This is a genomic window from Franconibacter sp. IITDAS19, from assembly GCF_023079515.1.
Lineage (GTDB): Bacteria > Pseudomonadota > Gammaproteobacteria > Enterobacterales > Enterobacteriaceae > Franconibacter > Franconibacter pulveris.
In genome coordinates this window covers 741769-760490 of record NZ_JALJCP010000002.1, presented here as the reverse complement: position 1 = coordinate 760490, position 18722 = coordinate 741769, and the positions used below count along the sequence as shown (strand labels likewise).

20 protein-coding genes and 1 riboswitch are annotated in these 18722 nt (G+C 53.9%); of the genes, 12 read left to right on the top strand and 8 right to left on the bottom strand.

Annotated elements, in window-relative coordinates; all coding sequences use genetic code 11:
* Positions 1-122: 122 nt before the first annotated feature.
* The 4 genes from MT962_RS09475 (at position 123) to htpX (ending at position 4551) form a co-directional block, all read left to right on the top strand.
* On the top strand, positions 123-617 hold the full coding sequence (locus MT962_RS09475) for a GAF domain-containing protein (protein WP_024555750.1): 495 nt from the start codon (positions 123-125) through the stop codon (positions 615-617).
* A 100-nt stretch (positions 618-717) separates the two neighbouring features.
* The gene (gene proQ / locus MT962_RS09470) at positions 718-1404 is read left to right on the top strand and encodes an RNA chaperone ProQ (protein ID WP_028019878.1); all 687 of its coding nucleotides are present in this window, start codon (positions 718-720) and stop codon (positions 1402-1404) included.
* Positions 1405-1423: 19 nt separating this feature from the next.
* Entirely contained in the window at positions 1424-3472 is a 2049-nt protein-coding gene (gene prc / locus MT962_RS09465) for a carboxy terminal-processing peptidase (protein ID WP_024555748.1), read from the top strand.
* Positions 3473-3669: 197 nt separating this feature from the next.
* Positions 3670-4551 carry a protease HtpX gene (gene htpX, locus MT962_RS09460; protein ID WP_024555747.1) on the top strand — a complete coding sequence of 294 codons (882 nt, stop codon included), beginning with the start codon at positions 3670-3672 and terminating at the stop codon, positions 4549-4551.
* Positions 4552-4613: 62 nt separating this feature from the next.
* Here the strand turns inward: htpX and MT962_RS09455 are convergent, their stop codons facing one another.
* On the bottom strand, positions 4614-6008 hold the full coding sequence (locus MT962_RS09455) for an MFS transporter (protein WP_024561627.1): 1395 nt from the start codon (positions 6006-6008) through the stop codon (positions 4614-4616).
* Between the two features lie 175 nt (positions 6009-6183).
* Between MT962_RS09455 and kdgR the strand changes: the two genes are divergently transcribed.
* Positions 6184-6975 carry a DNA-binding transcriptional regulator KdgR gene (kdgR, locus tag MT962_RS09450; protein WP_024555745.1) on the top strand — a complete coding sequence of 264 codons (792 nt, stop codon included), beginning with the start codon at positions 6184-6186 and terminating at the stop codon, positions 6973-6975.
* A 33-nt stretch (positions 6976-7008) separates the two neighbouring features.
* Here kdgR and MT962_RS09445 read toward each other — a convergent pair whose 3' ends face one another.
* Positions 7009-7242: a YobH family protein gene (locus MT962_RS09445; protein ID WP_024555744.1), complete on the bottom strand. Its 234-nt coding sequence runs from the start codon at positions 7240-7242 to the stop codon at positions 7009-7011.
* Positions 7243-7401: 159 nt separating this feature from the next.
* Between MT962_RS09445 and mgrB the strand changes: the two genes are divergently transcribed.
* The 6 genes from mgrB (at position 7402) to rlmA (ending at position 10790) form a co-directional block, all read left to right on the top strand.
* Complete coding sequence (gene mgrB / locus MT962_RS09440) at positions 7402-7545, top strand: PhoP/PhoQ regulator MgrB (protein WP_024555743.1); 144 nt, start codon at positions 7402-7404, stop codon at positions 7543-7545.
* A 73-nt stretch (positions 7546-7618) separates the two neighbouring features.
* Positions 7619-7903: a YebO family protein gene (locus tag MT962_RS09435; RefSeq protein WP_024561625.1), complete on the top strand. Its 285-nt coding sequence runs from the start codon at positions 7619-7621 to the stop codon at positions 7901-7903.
* A gap of 21 nt (positions 7904-7924) precedes the next feature.
* Positions 7925-8926 carry an MBL fold metallo-hydrolase gene (locus MT962_RS09430; RefSeq protein WP_024561624.1) on the top strand — a complete coding sequence of 334 codons (1002 nt, stop codon included), beginning with the start codon at positions 7925-7927 and terminating at the stop codon, positions 8924-8926.
* Positions 8927-9449: 523 nt separating this feature from the next.
* Positions 9450-9566 carry a DUF2627 domain-containing protein gene (locus MT962_RS09425; protein WP_049293386.1) on the top strand — a complete coding sequence of 39 codons (117 nt, stop codon included), beginning with the start codon at positions 9450-9452 and terminating at the stop codon, positions 9564-9566.
* 40 nt (positions 9567-9606) lie between these two features.
* Entirely contained in the window at positions 9607-9816 is a 210-nt protein-coding gene (gene cspE, locus MT962_RS09420; RefSeq protein ID WP_001062678.1) for a transcription antiterminator/RNA stability regulator CspE, read from the top strand.
* Between the two features lie 158 nt (positions 9817-9974).
* Positions 9975-10790: a 23S rRNA (guanine(745)-N(1))-methyltransferase gene (gene rlmA, locus MT962_RS09415; RefSeq protein ID WP_247365468.1), complete on the top strand. Its 816-nt coding sequence runs from the start codon at positions 9975-9977 to the stop codon at positions 10788-10790.
* Here the strand turns inward: rlmA and mntP are convergent.
* The 5 genes from mntP to manX form a co-directional block, all read right to left on the bottom strand.
* Positions 10787-11353, bottom strand: coding sequence for a manganese efflux pump MntP (mntP, locus tag MT962_RS09410; protein ID WP_024561622.1), 567 nt, complete (start codon positions 11351-11353; stop codon positions 10787-10789). The genes rlmA and mntP overlap by 4 nt on opposite strands.
* A gap of 81 nt (positions 11354-11434) precedes the next feature.
* A riboswitch (yybP-ykoY riboswitch) is annotated at positions 11435-11535 on the bottom strand.
* A 198-nt stretch (positions 11536-11733) separates the two neighbouring features.
* Positions 11734-12192 (bottom strand): DUF986 family protein, encoded by a 459-nt coding sequence (locus MT962_RS09405; protein ID WP_247365466.1) that lies wholly within the window; start codon positions 12190-12192, stop codon positions 11734-11736.
* A 57-nt stretch (positions 12193-12249) separates the two neighbouring features.
* Entirely contained in the window at positions 12250-13101 is an 852-nt protein-coding gene (locus MT962_RS09400) for a PTS mannose transporter subunit IID (RefSeq protein ID WP_024555737.1), read from the bottom strand.
* 12 nt (positions 13102-13113) lie between these two features.
* A complete protein-coding gene (locus MT962_RS09395) occupies positions 13114-13914 on the bottom strand; it encodes a PTS mannose/fructose/sorbose transporter subunit IIC (RefSeq protein ID WP_024555736.1) in 801 nt (266 codons plus the stop codon).
* Positions 13915-13985: 71 nt separating this feature from the next.
* Positions 13986-14957 carry a PTS mannose transporter subunit IIAB gene (gene manX, locus MT962_RS09390; protein WP_024561620.1) on the bottom strand — a complete coding sequence of 324 codons (972 nt, stop codon included), beginning with the start codon at positions 14955-14957 and terminating at the stop codon, positions 13986-13988.
* A gap of 471 nt (positions 14958-15428) precedes the next feature.
* Here manX and yoaE point away from each other — a divergent pair, with 471 nt between their 5' ends.
* Positions 15429-16994, top strand: a complete 1566-nt coding sequence (yoaE, locus tag MT962_RS09385) for a CNNM family cation transport protein YoaE (protein WP_024561619.1) — start codon at positions 15429-15431, stop codon at positions 16992-16994.
* 6 nt (positions 16995-17000) lie between these two features.
* On the opposite strand, the gene MT962_RS09380 is transcribed toward yoaE, so the two are convergent.
* Positions 17001-18599: an EAL domain-containing protein gene (locus MT962_RS09380; protein ID WP_024555733.1), complete on the bottom strand. Its 1599-nt coding sequence runs from the start codon at positions 18597-18599 to the stop codon at positions 17001-17003.
* Between the last annotated feature and the right edge of the window lie 123 nt (positions 18600-18722).

Below are 18722 nucleotides of genomic sequence, written 5' to 3'. Positions count from 1 at the left end.
GGTCAATTCTTTTTATCAGGTTTCTATATATTAACGCATGAAATGATTCATCTTGAGCATGAACGCATTTAATGCTTATTTTAATAAGCCAGCAATTAAGTTAGACACTAAGTGAACAAACAATGAACAAAACAGACTTTTATGCGGATTTGAACCGCGATTTTCAGGCACTGATGGCAGGGGAAACCAGTTTCCTGGCAACGCTCGCGAACACCAGCGCGCTGCTTTTCGAACGCCTCGAAGGCGTTAACTGGGCAGGTTTCTATCTGCTGGAAGGCGATACGCTGGTGCTCGGTCCCTTTCAGGGCAAAATCGCCTGCGTGCGCATTCCGGTAGGCCGCGGCGTCTGCGGGACGGCAGTCGCCACTGGCGAAGTGCAGCGCGTTGACGATGTGCACGCTTTCGACGGCCATATCGCCTGCGATGCCGCAAGCAACGCGGAAATCGTCCTGCCGCTGCGGATTGAGAACCAGACTATCGGCGTGCTTGATATCGACAGTACCCTCTTTAACCGCTTCGATGCTGACGATGAGCAAGGGTTGCGGGAGCTGGCAGGACACCTTGAGAAGGTCATCGCCGGCACCGATTTTAAAAAATTCTTTGCGACGTTCGCATGATAAACAACGGATAACGTGGCATTTAGCGATGGCGTCATTATAATGACGCCTGTTCATGCCTGCGGCTTGTTGGCAACATCCGTTGTAATCAGGAAATTTCATGGAAAATCAACCTAAGTTGAATAGCAGTAAAGAAGTTATCGCCTTTCTGGCTGAGCGTTTTCCTCAGTGCTTCAGCGCCGAAGGTGAAGCGCGTCCTCTGAAGATTGGTATCTTTCAGGATTTGGTCGCGCGCGTTGAGGGCGAGATGAACCTCAGCAAAACGCAGCTTCGTTCCGCATTACGTCTTTACACTTCAAGCTGGCGCTATCTGCACGGCATCAAGGCGGGCGCGACTCGCGTGGATCTTGATGGCAACCCGTGCGGCGAGCTGGACGAACAGCATGTCGAGCATGCTCGTCAGCAGCTTGAAGAAGCGAAGGCGCGCGTTCAGGCCCAGCGCGCCGAACAGCAGGCCAAAAAGCGTGAAGCCGCTGCCGCCGCGGGCGAAGGCGAAGAGACGCCGCGCCGTGAGCGTAAACCGCGCCCTGCGCCTCGTCGTAAAGAGAACGCCGAGCGCAAACCTCGCGCGGCTAAACCGGCGGACAAAGCGCCGCGCGCGCCGCGTGAAGAACGCCATACTCCCGTTTCCGATATTTCTGCGCTCTCCGTCGGGCAGGCTATCAAAGTGAAGGCGGGCAATAACGCGATGGATGCCACCGTGCAGGAAATCACCAAAGATGGCGTCCGTGTACAGCTGACTTCTGGTATGTCGATGATTGTACGCGCAGAACACTTACTGTTCTGAAACGGAGGTCAACCAGGGCATGAACACTTTTTTTAAGCTCACCGCCGTCGCTGGCCTGCTGCTTATGGCAGGCCAGGCGCTGGCTGTGGACGACATTACTCGTGCTGACCAGATTCCAGTTTTAAAAGAAGAGCCTCAGCACGCAACGGTGAGCGAGCGCGTTACTTCCCGTTTTACCCGCTCTCATTACCGCCAGTTCGACCTCGATAACGCCTTTTCGGCAAAAATTTTCGACCGCTATCTGAACCTGCTGGACTATAGCCACAACGTTCTGCTGGCGAGCGACGTCGAACAGTTTTCAAAAAAGAAAAATGAAATCGGCGATGAGCTGCGCACCGGGAAACTGGAGGTTTTCTACGATCTCTATAACCTCGCGCAGAAGCGCCGTTTTGAACGTTACCAGTACGCGTTAAAGGTGCTGGAACGACCGATGGATTTCACCGGTAACGACACCTTTGAAGTAGACCGCAGCAAAGCGCCGTGGCCGAAAAGCGAAGAAGCGTTAAACCAGCTCTGGGACAGCAAAGTCAAATTCGACGAGCTGAGCCTGAAGCTCACCGGTAAAAGCGATAAAGAAATTCGCGAAACGCTGACCAAGCGTTACAAGTTCGCCATTCGTCGACTGGCGCAAACCAACAGCGAAGATGTCTTCTCCCTGGCGATGACGGCCTTCGCTCATGAGATAGATCCGCATACCAACTACCTTTCTCCGCGTAATACTGAGCAATTCAACACCGAAATGAGCCTCTCTCTGGAGGGGATCGGCGCCGTGTTGCAAATGGATGAAGATTACACCGTAATCAATTCCATGGTTGCGGGCGGCCCGGCGGCGAAAAGCAAGGCTATCAGCGTTGGCGACCGTATCGTAGGCGTTGGGCAGGTGGGTCAGCAGATGCAGGATGTGATCGGCTGGCGTCTTGATGATGTCGTTGCGCTTATTAAAGGGCCTAAGGGCAGCAAAGTGCGCCTGGAGATCCTGCCGGCAGGTAAAGGCACCAAGACCCGGATCATTACGCTTACGCGTGAGCGTATTCGTCTTGAAGACCGCGCGGTTAAAATGACGGTGAAAACGGTCGGCAAAGAGAAAATCGGCGTACTGGATATTCCTGGCTTCTATGTCGGTCTGACCGATGACGTTAAAGTGCAACTGCAGAAGCTTGAGAAGCAGAACGTCAGCGGCGTGATTATCGACCTGCGCTCTAACGGCGGCGGCGCGTTGACCGAAGCGGTTTCGCTCTCCGGCCTGTTTATACCCGGCGGCCCGGTTGTGCAGGTGCGTGATAACAACGGCAAGGTGCGTGAAGATAGCGACAACGACGGCGTGGTTTATTACAAAGGCCCGCTGGTGGTGATGGTCGACCGCTTCAGCGCTTCCGCTTCGGAAATCTTTGCGGCGGCGATGCAGGATTACGGTCGTGCACTGATTGTCGGCGAACCGACGTTCGGCAAGGGCACCGTGCAGCAGTATCGCTCACTGAATCGTATCTACGATCAGATGCTGCGTCCGGAATGGCCAGCGCTGGGGTCCGTGCAGTACACCATCCAGAAATTCTACCGCATCAACGGCGGCAGCACGCAGCGTAAGGGCGTGACGCCGGATATCATGATGCCGACCGGTAACGAAGAGACCGAAACCGGGGAGAAATTCGAGGATAACGCGCTGCCATGGGATAGCATTAATGCGGCGACCTTTGTGAAGTCTGGCGATCTGACGCCGTTTGGGCCGGAGCTGCTTAAAGACCACAATGAGCGTATCGCTAAAGATCCGGAATTCCAGTACATCATTAAGGATATTGCGCGTTTCAATGCGCTGAAAGAGAAGCGTAACCAGGTTTCGCTCAATCTTGCCCAGCGTGAGAAAGAGAACCAGGAAGAGGACGCGACGCGCCTGGCGCGTATTAACGATCGCTACAAGCGTGCGGGCAAACCGCCTCTTTCAAAGCTTGAGGATCTGCCTAAGGATTACCAGGAGCCGGATCCGTATCTGGATGAAACCGTCCATATCGCCCTTGACCTGGCGCATCTGGAAAAGGCGAAAGCACCGGAAAAACCCGCAGCCAGTCAATAATCCTACCGCAAACAGGCACATGAAAATGTGCCTGTTTTTTTACCTTTATATGACCGCCGTCAGCAAAATGCTACAAAATGTAAAGTTACGTATTTTTAGGCACTTGCTTTGGCGCTACGCTTGAAAATGGCGCGCGGAACCCTACGATGTGTGTAACCGCATAAGGCGTATTGTTAAACCGAGGTAAAAAGAAAATTATGATGCGAATCGCGCTTTTCCTGTTGACCAACCTTGCGGTCATGGTTGTCTTCGGGCTGGTGCTCAGCCTGACAGGAATTCAGTCCAGCAGCGTGCAAGGGCTGTTAATTATGGCGCTGTTGTTTGGTTTCGGCGGATCCTTCGTTTCGCTACTGATGTCCAAATGGATGGCGCTGCGTTCGGTAGGGGGAGAGGTTATTGAGCAGCCGCGTAATGAGACAGAACGCTGGCTGATGGATACCGTCGCCCAGCAGTCACGTCAGGCGGGCATCGCTATGCCGCAGGTGGCCATCTACCACGCGCCCGATATCAACGCTTTTGCGACGGGCGCGCGGCGAGACGCTTCGCTGGTGGCGGTAAGCACCGGGCTGTTGCAGAACATGAGCCGTGGCGAAGCGGAAGCGGTTATCGCCCATGAGATAAGCCACATCGCGAACGGCGATATGGTGACCATGACGCTGATTCAGGGCGTGGTAAACACCTTCGTTATCTTTATCTCTCGTATTATTGCGCAGATTGCGGCCGGTTTTCTTGGCGGCAACCGCGACGAGGGTGAAGAGAGCAACGGCAACCCGCTTATCTATTTTGCTGTCGCAACCGTACTGGAACTGGTGTTCGGTATTCTTGCAAGCATCATTACCATGTGGTTCTCCCGCTATCGCGAGTTCCACGCCGATGCGGGCTCGGCGAAACTGGTGGGCCGCGAGAAGATGATTGCCGCGCTTCAGCGTCTGAAAACCAGCTACGAGCCGCAGGAAGCCAGCAGCATGATGGCGTTCTGCATTAATGGGAAATCCAAATCCCTGAGCGAGTTGTTCATGACGCACCCGCCGTTAGATAAACGCATCGAAGCGCTGCGCAGCGGACAGTATCTGAAATAAGCGGACGGAATTGCCGCCGCTGTAAATGAAAAAGCGTGCCTCGGGCACGCTTTTTTTTTTGCTTATGCAACGCGCGGTTGAGTAACGCGAAGCCCGCTGATTATCGCGGCGAGCGTCGCCAGCCCGCCTGCGAGCAGCAATGAAGCGTGAGTGCCCGCGCCAGCGAACTGATTGAACATCAGCGCCACCAGCGCCGCACCGCTGCTCTGCCCAAGCAGGCGCGCCGTACCCAGCATGCCGCTGGCACCGCCGCTGCGCTGGCGGGGGGCAGAAGAGATAATCGTGTGGTTGTTAGGAGACTGAAAAAGCCCAAAACCCGCGCCGCACAACACCATACGCCAGATAATATCGGCATCGGTTGGGTTGTGCGGCAGTAGCGCCAACGCGAAAAGCCCGCAGGCCATTATCGCAAGCCCAGCGGCGCCAAGCAGGCCCGCATGCACTCGTTCAATTAAATGCCCGGCCAGCGGCGCCATCACCATCGTGGCGAGCGGCCATGGCGTCAGCAGCAACCCCGTCTCCACCTCTGAGCGCCCCAACACCGTTTGTAAAAAGAAGGGCAGCGAGACCATCGCCAGCATTTGGGCGCAAAAAGAGCACACCGAGGTGCCGATAGAGAGCGAAAAAAGCGGAATACGCAGCAGATCAATGGGTAATAGCGGTACGGGCAGACGCAACTGACGGCGTACAAAAACAACGCCGACGACCAGCAGCGCCGCCAGTTCAGCAAGCACCCAGCTTCGCGGTTGCCCCTGAGCGAAACCGCTAAGCGCGGTAATAAGCAAGCCGAAAGTCAGCGCATTCATCACGGCGCTTGGCAAATCAAAGCGTTGCTGCATGGCTTTCTGCGGATTTGGCGGCAAAAAGCGTAACGCCAGCACCAGCGCCACGAGCCCAGGCGGAACGTTGATCAAAAATAGCCATTGCCAGTTTGTTACAGAGAGGATAGCCGCAGCAATTGTTGGGCCTGCCGCAGAGGAGACTGCAACAATAAAGGAGTTGATGCCCATGCCCCGGCCCAGATGTCGTGCGGGATAAATAAGACGAATCAGCGCGGTGTTCACACTCATCAGCGCCGCGCCGCCAAAACCTTGCAACACGCGGGCGAAGGTCAGCATCTCCAGACTGTGCGACAGGGCGCAAAACAGCGAGGTCAACGTGAACACTACCAGACCCCACTGATAAACCCTCCGGTAGCCAATCATATCCCCGAGGAAAGAGAGCGAAAGCAGTGAAATGACAATGGCTATCTGGTAAGCGTTGACTATCCAGATGCTGCTGGCCGCCGAAGCATGCAAATCCTGCGCAATGGTTGGCAGCGCGACATTTGCAATAGCGCCGTCAAGCACTGCCATCATGATCCCGATAGCGATGGTTAAAATCGCCCCATAACGTTGCGGCAAAGGCAGCCCCTCCGCCACCGGTTTACCCGCAGCGAGCGGTTTTGTTGACACCATAATTCGATGCGTCTCTGTAATAGTGATGGAAAAGAGGAGTTTGACATACTTTATTTCGGTTTTATGTCGCAGATTTGTAACCAACGGGCAGAGATTCATTGCGGCACAAGTAGCGCGAAATTATAATAAAAACCGGTTCTGATTTTTATAAAACAAATGCGATCTGAGGTGATCAATGGCAATCGCAGATTTGGATAAACAACCGGACTCCGTCTCTTCGGTTCTGAAGGTCTTTGGCATTCTTCAGGCTCTGGGCGAAGAACGTGAAATTGGTATCACCGAGTTGTCGCAACGCGTCATGATGTCAAAAAGCACCGTTTACCGCTTTTTGCAGACCATGAAATCGTTGGGTTATGTTGCCCAGGAAGGCGAGTCGGAAAAATATTCTCTGACGTTAAAACTGTTTGAACTGGGCGCGCGCGCTTTACAGAATGTCGATCTTATCCGCAGCGCGGATATTCAGATGCGTGAACTTTCACGTCTTACCAAAGAGACGATTCACCTGGGCGCGCTGGATGAAGACAGCATCGTTTACATCCATAAAATCGACTCTATGTATAACCTGCGCATGTATTCGCGCATTGGCCGCCGTAACCCGCTTTACAGCACGGCGATTGGTAAAGTGTTGCTCGCCTGGCGCGACCGGGATGAGGTAAAGCAGATCCTCTCCGGCGTCGAATACACCCGCAGCACGGCCCGCACTATCACCAGTACCGATGAGCTGCTGACTGTGCTGGATAAAGTGCGTGAGCAGGGGTATGGCGAAGATAATGAAGAGCAGGAAGAAGGGCTGCGCTGCATTGCCGTACCGGTATTCGACCGCTTTGGCGTGGTCATCGCAGGCCTCAGCATCTCCTTCCCGACGCTGCGTTTTTCTGAAGAGCGTCTGCACGAGTATGTAGAAATCCTGCATAACGCCGCCCGCAAAATCTCTGAGCAAATGGGCTACAATAGCTATCCGTTCTGAGAAACAAGCCGCAGCCTGTCTGCGGCTTATTTTTTAATCCACCACTTTTTCCACTTTATGCAGTAGCGGGCAGGCGGTCACGCCGATTAAGCCGCTGTCGGTATGAATAAATTGCCGGGTCACGACATCGCGGGCAGTCAGATAGCGACACTCCAGTCCCATACCCGCTGCGTTTTCTGTACTGGAAATGATTACCCCATATCCGCTGAACAAAAGAGCCAGCCAGGCCAACGCCAGGAGGCCAGCAAGTCTTACTATTGTCCGCATCCTTTTCTCCTTATATCGTTGTTTTTTATTGAGCCTGCAGCTCTTTACGTTGCGTAACAAGTCGATGATTCCTAAATTAACCACTTAAGGATACAGTGACCTTTGGTTTAAGGTGCATGGGGTAAGCTGCCCTGGTAATGCACAAAAGCGGAGAGGGTAGTGAAAAAATTCAGGTGGGCTATTTTGCTGGCCGTGCTGGTGGCCTGTTTATTGCTATGGACGCAGATGTTGAATGTAATGTGCGATCAGGATGTTCAGTTTTTCAGCGGTATTTGCACGATTAACAAGTTTATCCCCTGGTAAGCGCATTTTTTTCGGAAATGATTTCCTTGGCTGCGGGCAGTGGTAGAATGGCCCGTCTTTCTGAGGTAGCAACATGAACGAATTAATGAACTCCGGCGCATTGAATATCGCTGCGCTTGCTCTTTCTCTGCTGGTTACGCTTGTAGGGCTGATAGTCTGGTTCTTTGTGAACCGGGCAAGCGTCAGAGCCAATGAGCAAATTGAACTGCTCGAAGCGCTGCTCGATCAGCAAAAACGGCAAAACGCCCTGCTGCGGCGTCTTTGTGAAGCCAACGAGCCGGATGCCGCGGCGGCGGAGTCTGCGGAAAAACCACAGCCGCCCGCTGATGATTTTGTCCGTCTGGTGGCCGAGCGTTAAACCTACTCTGGCGGAGAAGCTATGGCCTGGCGCAATCCCTGGTTTAATCCTGCCCAACCTCATCACTCGCCTGAAGGTTTTCGTAACCTTTCGCCTGTCGGTCATCAGCCGGGCGACGTCGAGCGCTGGCAGAAAGAGCGGAAAGCCCAGGGGCTTCCGCATCCACCACAGGGCGGTTATGACGCGTTCCTGCAACAGTGGTGGCAAAGAGCGGAAATCAGGGGAGAAGAGGATGGGATGTGGTGGCTTGGCCATGCCTCTTTATTACTGCGCATTAACGGGCTCTACATTCTTACCGATCCGGTTTTTTCGAGGCGTGCGTCGCCGCTGACATTTTACGGGCCATTACGCAAAACGCCGCTGGCGCTGGCACCGTCCGAGCTTCCCGCGCTCGACGCCATCTTTATTTCTCATAACCATTACGACCATCTCGATCGCGCCACGGTGCGTCAGCTTCACCGGCGGTTTCCGCAAGTCCAGTTTTTTGTGCCGTTGGGGCTGGGGCGCTGGTTCGCCCGCCTCGGCATAAAAAAAGTGACGGAGCTGGACTGGTGGCAAAGTGTTAGCTGGCAAGGGCTGACGGTAACCTGTGTGCCCGCACAGCACTGGAGCATGCGAACATTATGGGATAGGGATCGCACCTTGTGGTGCGGCTGGGTTGCGCAAAGCAGCGCGCTGCGCTTTTGGTTTAGCGGCGATACGGGTTATATGCCGGAGTTGTTGCAAATTCCTGAGCGCCTCGGCCCGTTGGATGCCGCGGCTATTCCTATCGGCGCTTATGCGCCACGCTGGTTTATGTGGCCCCACCATATGGACCCTGAAAATGCGGTGCGCCTGTGGCAGCAGTTAGGCCGCCCGCTGAGCATTCCTATTCACTGGGGGGTATTTGAACTTACCGATGAGTCGCTTGACGCGCCGCCGCGAGAGTTGCTGGCTGAGCTGGAAAAGCAGCAAGAAAAGAGCGAAACGTTTTCCCCTCTTAAAATCGGTCAATATTTATCCTTGCCTGGCAATAAGCTTTAATTATTAAACAGGCGCTCACGCATAATAAATTCATGCTTTACTGGCGATATAACTTATATTCGAAGCGCGAAGCCGCCTCGTTTTGATGCAGCGTCATTAAATCGTCATTATTTTGGTGCACTATATTATTAAAATTGTACAACCCTTATTCCTTTGTACACCTTAATCTGCCGCTGGATACCTAATCAGCCTTGCAGGTAATAACGGTTATCAGTATTTTTTATTAAAGAAAAGATAAAAATTATAACCATATGCTTTTTTGCGTTTAAGAATGTTCTTAGTCGTCTGGACGAACCGAAGCTATTGAGCTATGGTAAAAAAGTCCTCAACGGGCATAACTCGCAGCGAAACGAAAAACGTTAAGCGGCAGAGTGTTAGCTACGATAACTGGCGCCTCAGCCAGACGCTTTGTTAGCTAACTCTGAATATGTGCGTTAGATCGAGACACGTTTAAAAATGGCTTGCCATTATTTACGTTGTATGTGATAACAACTTGTGGGTCAAACGAGGTACAGTTCTGTTTATGTGTGGCATTTTCAGTAAAGAAGTCCTGAGTAAACACGTTGTCGTTGAATACCGCTTCTCTGCCGAACCTTATTTTAGTGCCTCATGCAGTAATGTCTCAGTTTTATCTCAGTAATGCCTGCGGGCGATGAAAATACTCTTAAGGAATTTGCAAAATGGCAAAGATTAAAGGTCAAGTTAAGTGGTTCAACGAGTCTAAAGGTTTTGGTTTCATTACCCCGGCAGACGGCAGCAAAGATGTATTCGTACATTTCTCTGCAATCCAGGGTAACGGCTTCAAAACCCTGGCTGAAGGTCAGAACGTTGAGTTCGAAATTCAGGACGGCCAGAAAGGTCCGGCAGCAGTTAACGTAACTGCTATCTGATCGCATAAGCGCTGACCTTGTGTTGCCTGGCGCGCACAAGTCAGAGTCTAAAGCCTCGCTTTTGCGGGGCTTTTGTTTTCCTGCTGCTGTTTATCCAGCGTTTCCCCACCTACTAAATCGCGCTACACTTTCGGCCTTTCAGTTGCGCCGGAGTCGTTATGTCTTTTATTTGCCCGCTTTGTCACGCCCCGTTGAAGGTGGAAGCGAAAAGCTATTGTTGCCCGCACGGGCATCAGTTCGACAAGGCGAAAGAAGGGTATGTCAACCTGCTGCCAGTTCAGCATAAGCGGTCCAAAGATCCAGGCGATAGCGCGGAAATGATGCTGGCGCGACGCGCTTTTCTGGAGGCTGGCCATTATGACGCGCTGCGCCAGGCGGTCGGCGAGGCGCTGAGCAAAGCACTGCCGGAGCAGGCCGAAGCGGTGCTGGATATCGGCTGTGGGGAAGGGTACTACACAGCCTGGTTTGCAGACATCGCCGCCGCCAGAGGAGCGCAGGCATTTGGCCTTGATGTCTCCAAAACGGCCATCCGCTTTGCGGCGAAACGCTATCCGCAGGCGCAGTTTTGCGTTGCCTCCAGCCATCGTTTGCCTTTTGCCGATGCCTCTCTGGATGCGGTTATTCGTATTTACGCGCCCTGCAACGCCGGGGAACTGGCGCGGGTCGTTAAGACAGGCGGAGTGGTGATAACCGTGGCGCCCGGACCACGGCATCTGGTTCAGCTCAAGGGATTGATTTATGAGAATGTGCTGCTGCACGAGACGGATAACGAGACGCTGCCGGGTTTTCGTCGCCTTCAGCAGAGCGAACTGGGCTATCCGATGGCGCTTACGGGCAATGAGGCCGCCGCGCTATTACAGATGACGCCATTTGCCTGGCGCGCGCGTCCGGAAGTAGGGGAGCAGCTGCGTCGGCAGGACATCTTTCATTGTGAAACCGATTTTTGTCTGCGCGTCTGGGTTCGTGAGGCTTAACCGGCGAAGTGGCTCCAGAGGATCTGGCATCCGATGCCAATCAACACCAGCCCGCCTAAAATTTCGGCCCGTTTGCCAAGCAGCGGGCCGATAAAACGGCCGACCATCATGCCGAGCGTAGACATAATGAGCGTGGCGCAGCCAATAGCGAGCGCAGTATAGAGAATATTGACCTGCAGGAAAGCGAGACCTACGCCCACCGCCATGGCATCGAGGCTGGTGGCGAATGCCGTGGTGACAAGTAGCCAGAAGCTATGGCGACGCAGCGGCGCCATGTCATCTTCTCCACAGCCGCGTACCCCTTCGATAATCATTCGCGCGCCGAGGAAGACAAGCAGTACAAAGGCAACCCAGTGGTTCCATTCCATCACGAAATGCGTAGCGACTTGTCCAAGCGTCCAACCGACCAGCGGGGTGATCGCTTCTATAACGCCAAAAATAAGACCTGTGCGTAGCGCTTCGGTAAAACGGGGTTTGTGCAGCGTAGCGCCTTTACCAATGGAGGCGGCGAACGCATCCATCGACATGCCGAAGGCGAGAAGTAGGGTGGCGGAAAGATTCATCACAACGTCCTGACCGGGGTTTTCCATATACACGCGCACTGCCCCCAGTAAACAGCAGTTAGCGTGCCTATGGTCTCGCCTGACTGACGGGCTGTCAGTCCGTACGCGCCACGTTTTTCAACGAGTATGTTGACGCGTACATTTCCTTTTACAGAAATCGGCTACTCCCCAACGACGGCCGCAACCTTAACATAATTAAGCGTTGCGAGACAACAAACGAGATTATTATTTTAATTCATTAGCGATAACGCGTTTCATTTATCTCATTGTGAATGTACTGTTACGCAATGTGGATTAATTAAAGCGGGCAGCAATATAGCAATGGCTATATCGCAGTTTATTTTTTAAACGCCGAAGATAGCCGTTGCTATATATTCATCCTATTGACTTTTCAAGAGAAAATGAGAGATCTTCTCCAGGTCGTCTATATTTCTCACACGGATAAGTAACCGGCGTTGTTCTAATTCCATTACCAGTACGCCGTCTTCGGATAAATTCATAACCTTAATGCGGTTATATTTTATCCAGGCGCCGGCAAAGAAAAAGCCCTGCGCTTTAAAGCGGATTTTGGGAATGCGGATCCAGAAAAGATAAATAACGACCAGCGCCAGCGCGCACAATAACCAGAGCGTCAGCGTCGTCCCCCGTTGCGTAACATTTTGATAGATAAGAATGGCCGTCAGACCGACAAAAATCAGGCTGTCGACACGGCCACGCCTCAACAAAGGGACCGCCAGCAACGTCTTGCCGTAGCGTTTATCCAGTATCCATTCATCATAAATAGCCCAGCCAAGCAGGAGGAGGATGCACAGCAGTAAAACTCCATCCGTAAGCGTCATACTTTCTCCATCAAAAAAAAGCCGGGAGCAGCAAGCCCCCGGCAGCATAAATACTAATTATTGACCCAGCAAACCAACCGCGTAGCCGGCGATGCCGATAACAAAGAAGCCCACGATAATCCACAGCGGGTTAACTTTTCTGCGCAGCAGCCACATACAGGCGAAGGTCAGCAGCAGCGGTACCAGGCCCGGCATCAACTGGTCGAGGATAGTCTGCACCGTCGTGACTTTTTCAGCGCCCGTCTGGTCAGTGATGCGCGAGACAACCAGCGGAATGTTGACGTGGGTCCACTTGTTAACCAGCGCCCCCATAACAAACAGACCGAGTATCGATGCCCCTTCCGTCAACTTTTGCAGAAAGCCGCCGCCCATATCTTTAACAATATCTACCCCTTTGCGGTAGCCATAGGCCACGCCGTAATAGCGGGTGGCAAGGCGGATAAGGTTAAAGAACACAAAAAACAGCAACGGCCCAAGCAGGCTGCCGCTCATTGCAATGCCTGCGCCGAGCGCTGCGAATACCGGACGCACGGTTCCCCAGAAAATCGGGTCGCCGACGCCTGCAAGCGGTCCCATCAAACCTACTTTGATCCCGTTAATGGCGCCATCGTCAATTTCGGCGCCGTTGGCGCGCTGCTCTTCCATAGCGAGCGTCACGCCAAGCACAGGAGCGGCGACGTAAGGATGCGTGTTAAAAAACTCCAGATGGCGTTTGATAGCCTGACGTCGCGCTTCGTTGTTTTCCGGATAGAGCCGTCTGATGACCGGCACCATGGAGAAACAGAAGCCGAGCGCCTGCATGCGTTCGAAGTTCCATGAACCCTGGAAGAGGTTAGAGCGAAGGAATACGCTGCGAACATCGCCAGGAGTGAGTTTTTTCTCGCCTGTTGTTTTTGTCATATCAACCATTTCGCTCACCTGTTAGTCCAGTTCGTTATCAAGATCGTTAGCACCGGCAGCCTGCGCAGGGGCCGCTGCGGAACGGTTGTATTTCGGGCTCAGCTGAATATAAAGCACCGCCATTACCGCGCCGATAACGCCCAGCGCCACCAGGTTAAAGTTAGTAAAGGCTGCAGTCACAAAGCCGAGATAGAAGAACGGCATCAGGTAGCCTGCGCGCATCATATTAATGACCATCGCATAACCGACGACGACGATCATGCCGCCCGCGATATTAAGACCGCCAGTTACCACTTCCGGAATAGCGTTGAGCATGTTCTGCACTTCACTGGTGCCGACAGAAATCGCCACAATAACCGCCGGGATAGCGATGCGCATCGCCTGTAAGAAAAGGGACGAGACGTGGATCCAGGAAAGCGCCGTAAGATTGCCTTTCTCCGCCGCACTGTCTGCCGCGTGCTGGAAGCCCACGGTGATCGTACGCACGATAATCGTCAGCACCTGACCTGCCGCTGCGAGCGGAATAGCAAGGGCGATACCTGCACCAATGCTCTGATGGCCCGCAATAACCAGGATCGCGGAAATAATCGACGCCAGCGCCGCATCGGGCGCGACGGCGGCGCCGATGTTCATCCAGCCCAAAGCAATCATTTCCAGCGTACCGCCGATGATGATGCCGGTTTTCATATCGCCCAGCACGGCGCCGACTAACGTACAGGCTACCAGGGGACGGTGGAACTGAAATTCATCCAGCACCGATTCCATACCGGCAATACAGGCGACGATGAACACCAGCACAATCTGAAGAGTGGTAATCTCCATTGTACTTCTCCTATGCCATTAACTACTTAGAGGTGAACTGAGTAAAAAACGCCTTCAGCAAGGCGCCGCCGTCAGCGCGCTACTTTGCTGATCAAATCCATCATTTTCAGTTTGGGATCGTTAGAGACTTTACGAACTTCCAGCTCAATGCCGCGTTCGTTGAGTTTCCGGAAGGCCTCAATATCTTTTTCATCCACCGATACGGCATTGTTAACCTGGGTTTTGCCCTGGCGATAGGCCATGCCGCCGATGTTAACTGAGGTGATCTTAATGCCGCCTTCGACCACACGCTCCACGTCGGTCGGGTTAGTGAAGAGCAGCATGACGCGCTCGCGCGCATATTTAGGGTTGTTATAAACGCGGATCATTTTCGCCACGTCCACCACATGCGCGGTTACCCCCGGCGGGGCGACTTGCGTCAACAACGTCTTACGCACTGTATCAGCGGCCACTTCATCGCTGACCACAATAATGCGCGTAACGTTGGTCTCTTTGGTCCAGCGCGTCGCCACCTGGCCGTGAATCAAACGGTCATCGATACGGGCAAGGCCGATGACCATATAATCGTTCGGGCCCATTGGTTTGGCTGGCGCGGCGGTTTTCTGAGCGGGAGCCGCCACCGTCGCGGGAGCCGCCTTTTCCGCCGGTTTCGCTTTCAGCGCCTTCACGCCTTCGCGACCCGTCTCCACCGCCAGCGCCACCAGCTCATCAAACGTGGGGTTGTCATCACGGGCCATCAGGGTTTCAACCAGCATGGGGATGTTGACCCCAGCGACAACTTCATGATGCTCTTTATCGACGACAATACGGCTGGCGGCGTTGAAAGGGCTGCCGCCCCAGGTATCGACGAGAAACAGCACACCACTTGCGGTATCCAGCTTTTCCAGCTGGGCGTTATATTTCTCAATCAGCGTTTCGGCATTTTCGCCGGGAACAAAATCAATCCAGCCTACGTTTTCCTGCTCGCCTAACAGCATTTCGGCGGTTTTCAGCAGTTGTTCCGCAGCCCAACCGTGCGTGCCTATGACAATAGCAATAGTCACTTGCTACCTCCTTTGTGAGTCCGAACGCGCCGTTCAGGGCGCATCAAGAACGAGTTTCGGCGTACCGAACCAATGCAAAAAAAGGGGTTTGTTAATAAAAAGAATCTGTTACGCGAATTATTTTAGACAGTGAAAAAATATTTTATGTGACGAAGCTCTGTTATTGAGGCATGTCTCACACTCGCGCACGATGCGCTAAAATATGGGCGAAAGAAGTGTCAGGAAAATTGCAAATTCTGGTAAATCTTTGCCAAAGCCGTAATGGCTTTGTTAATGTAGCTTTCTGTTTAATCTTAAGGAGTAGCGGGCAGTAGCCCACCCTATGGACCGTCACCGACGCCGTAACACCTTTTGGCCCGTCGCGGCCTTGCGCCAGCCTGGCGTTTCTCCGTATTTATCCTCTGTTTATTCCCTTTTAGCGCCCACATATTTTGGGGTGCCGTTTAGTCATTCCTTTAGCAGGAGCAACGCATGGAATTCTTAATGGACCCTTCTATCTGGGCGGGCTTATTAACGCTGGTTGTGCTGGAAATCGTTCTGGGCATCGACAACCTCGTTTTTATCGCCATCCTTGCGGATAAACTGCCGCCAAAGCAGCGAGACAAAGCGCGTCTTATCGGGCTTTCGCTGGCTCTGGTTATGCGTCTGGGCCTGTTGTCGCTGATTTCGTGGATGGTAACGCTCACCCGTCCGCTGTTCACCGTCTGGGATTTCACTTTCTCGGGGCGTGATTTGATCATGCTGCTCGGGGGTATTTTCCTGCTGTTTAAAGCGACCACCGAACTGCATGAAAGGCTGGAGAACCGCCAGCATGACGATACGCATGGCAAAGGCTACGCGAGCTTCTGGGTCGTCGTGCTGCAAATTGTGGTGCTGGACGCGGTCTTCTCTCTGGATGCGGTGATTACCGCTGTCGGCATGGTTAACCATCTGCCGGTGATGATGGCGGCTGTGGTTATTGCGATGGGCGTGATGCTGCTGGCGTCGAAACCGCTGACTAACTTTGTGAACCAGCACCCGACGGTCGTGGTGCTCTGTCTGAGCTTCCTGCTCATGATTGGTCTGAGTCTGGTAGCGGAAGGGTTTGGTTTCCATATTCCGAAGGGATACCTCTACGCGGCTATCGGCTTCTCTATTATTATCGAGCTCTTTAACCAGATCGCCCGTCGTAACTTTATCAAGCACCAGTCTCGTCTGCCGCTGCGCGCCCGCACCGCAGAAGCCATTCTGCGCCTGATGGGCAACCGCCGCCAGAAGAGCACCCAGCCGCAGGCGGAGAATACGAATGCGGTAGTGCCGGTGCATGACGAAGCCTTTGCTGAAGAAGAACGCTACATGATAAACGGCGTATTGACGCTGGCTTCTCGCTCCCTGCGCAGTATCATGACACCGCGCGGTGAAATTAGCTGGGTGGATGCCGATCGCAGCGTGGATGAAATTCGCGAACAGCTGCTCTCTTCTCCGCACAGCCTGTTCCCGGTTTGCCGGGGCGAGCTTGATGAGCTGATTGGCGTGGTTCGCGCTAAGGAGTTACTGGTTGCGCTGGAAGAGGGCGTCGACGTCGCCGCTATCGCGTCGGCCACGCCAGCTATCGTCGTGCCTGAAACGCTGGATCCTATCAACCTCCTTGGCGTGCTGCGTCGCGCCCGCGGCAGCTTCGTTATCGTTAACAACGAGTTTGGCGTTGTTCAGGGGCTGGTTACGCCGCTGGATGTGCTGGAGGCGATTGCCGGTGAATTCCCGGATGCTGACGAAACGCCGGAAATCACGCGCGACGGCGATGACGGTTGGCTGGTGAAAGGCAGCACGGACCTGCATGCACTGCAGCAGCACCTTGAAATCAACACGCTGGTGAATGACGAAGAAGATATCGCGACAGTCGCCGGTTTGGTGATCGCGGTAAACGGCCAGATCCCGCGTCCGGGCGATGAACTGGAAGTGGCGCCTTTACGCATCACCATCGTTGAAGCAAACAAATACCGCGTGGACATGGTGCGGGTAGTGAAAGAGACGCCGCACCACGATGAAGAAGAGTAACGCGAACTAACGCAACGGCGCCGCCCCCAAAGCGGCGCCGTTTTTTTTATTCTCAGCGTCAGGATGAGTCTCAAGCCAGGCCGGGAAGGCATGCAGCGGCATCGGTCTGGCGTACAGGTAACCCTGCAGCGCCGTAACGCCCCGACGGCGCAGATAGGCGGCCTGTTCCGCCGTTTCCACCCCTTCAGCCACCAGGTCGATATGCAGCCGGTTTCCCAGCGCGATAATGATATCGGTGACGGTTGAATTCACAGCGTCTGTGCCAATCGCAGCCGTAAAGGTTTTATCTATCTTCAGCACGTCGGGGTGGAGCATCTCAAGGTAAGCAAGGGAGCTTTGCCCGGTGCCGAAATCATCAATTGCCAGCTTAACGCCCAGTTGGTGCAGATCCCGCACGACACGGTGGTCCACATCCGGCAGGGCGTCCCGCTCGGTAAGCTCAAGGAAAAGCGGCTGCGAAGGCTGACGCGCAAACCAGAATTGCTGTAAATCCTCTACGATTTTTCCGCGGTGGAAATGGCTCGCCGCCACGTTAATGCCAATATGGAAGTGCGGCGAAACGGGAAAATGATGCAGTTGACTCGCCGTTTCCGCCAGCACATAGCGCGTCAGCGGCGCGATAAGGTTTTGCTGTTCGGCCAGCGGAATAAACACATCCGGAGAGATAAAGCCCTGGCGCGGATTGTTCCAGCGCAGCAGAATTTCAACGCCGGTGCACTGCTGATTACGCGCATTGACCAACGGCTGGCAATATATTTCAAATTCCCGGGCGGCGAGCCCAAGGTTGATTTCATGGGAAAAGCTCATTCTGCCCGCGGTGGCAAGCCAGGCGATATAGCCGATCAACAGGCTTAAAATCAGCGCCAGCGGCAGTTGACCCGGCAGCGCCTTCAGCGCGAGACGATCGCCAGGCGGGCCAATAACCGTGACCGAAAAAGGAAAGCGTCCGGAAACGCCTTCCCGCGTTTCAAGCCCCGGCTCGCCCGGCAGGCTTTGCACCACGCCTTTACCATATTCCAGATGCACATCGCCTACGTTCAGCACCACGTGGTCAACCCAGGGGCGGGCGGGCTCGAGCATCAGTCTGGCTAGCAGCTCGATATTCAGCGCCTGAAGAATGCCATCCTGGCCGTCTGGCGATGTCGGCGTCCAGATAATCAATACAGAACTGCCTTTCAGCAAAGAGTTGTCGCGCGTCAGCAGCATTTGCGGGTAGGGAGAGGGCAGCTTCGGTTGCAGCTGCCGCAGCATTTCGTTACGGCTGCCGAAGATGCTGGAGCAATAAACAACACCGTCCTTAACCAGCACAATGGCGCGCAACGTTTGCAATCGCGCGGTTTCCACGCGTAGTGGACCTTCGACGTTTTCACAAGGCTGACCGACCAGCGGGAACAACGCGCTGCGTGCGGCGGCCAGCGGTTCGAGCAGGCTCTCGACGGTCGCCACCGCACGGGCAGTAAACAGCGTAACGCGCTGGTCGTTACGGTTACGTTCGGTAAGGTAACGCACGCCTGTGGTTAACAGCAGCGTTGCAATTGCCAGTGCGAGACAGACAATAATTCTTTTTCGGCGATAGGTTTTGACTATGCGCTGCGCAGTGAGCATCCCTGATTAACCCTTAAAGCTACTGGCGAAAGGTGAGTAATAACATAGCAAGTGTAGCGGGGTTCGTGCAGAAGGATTTGCTGGCAGAGAAAGAAAAAGCGCCGCGGGAGCGGCGCTTCGATT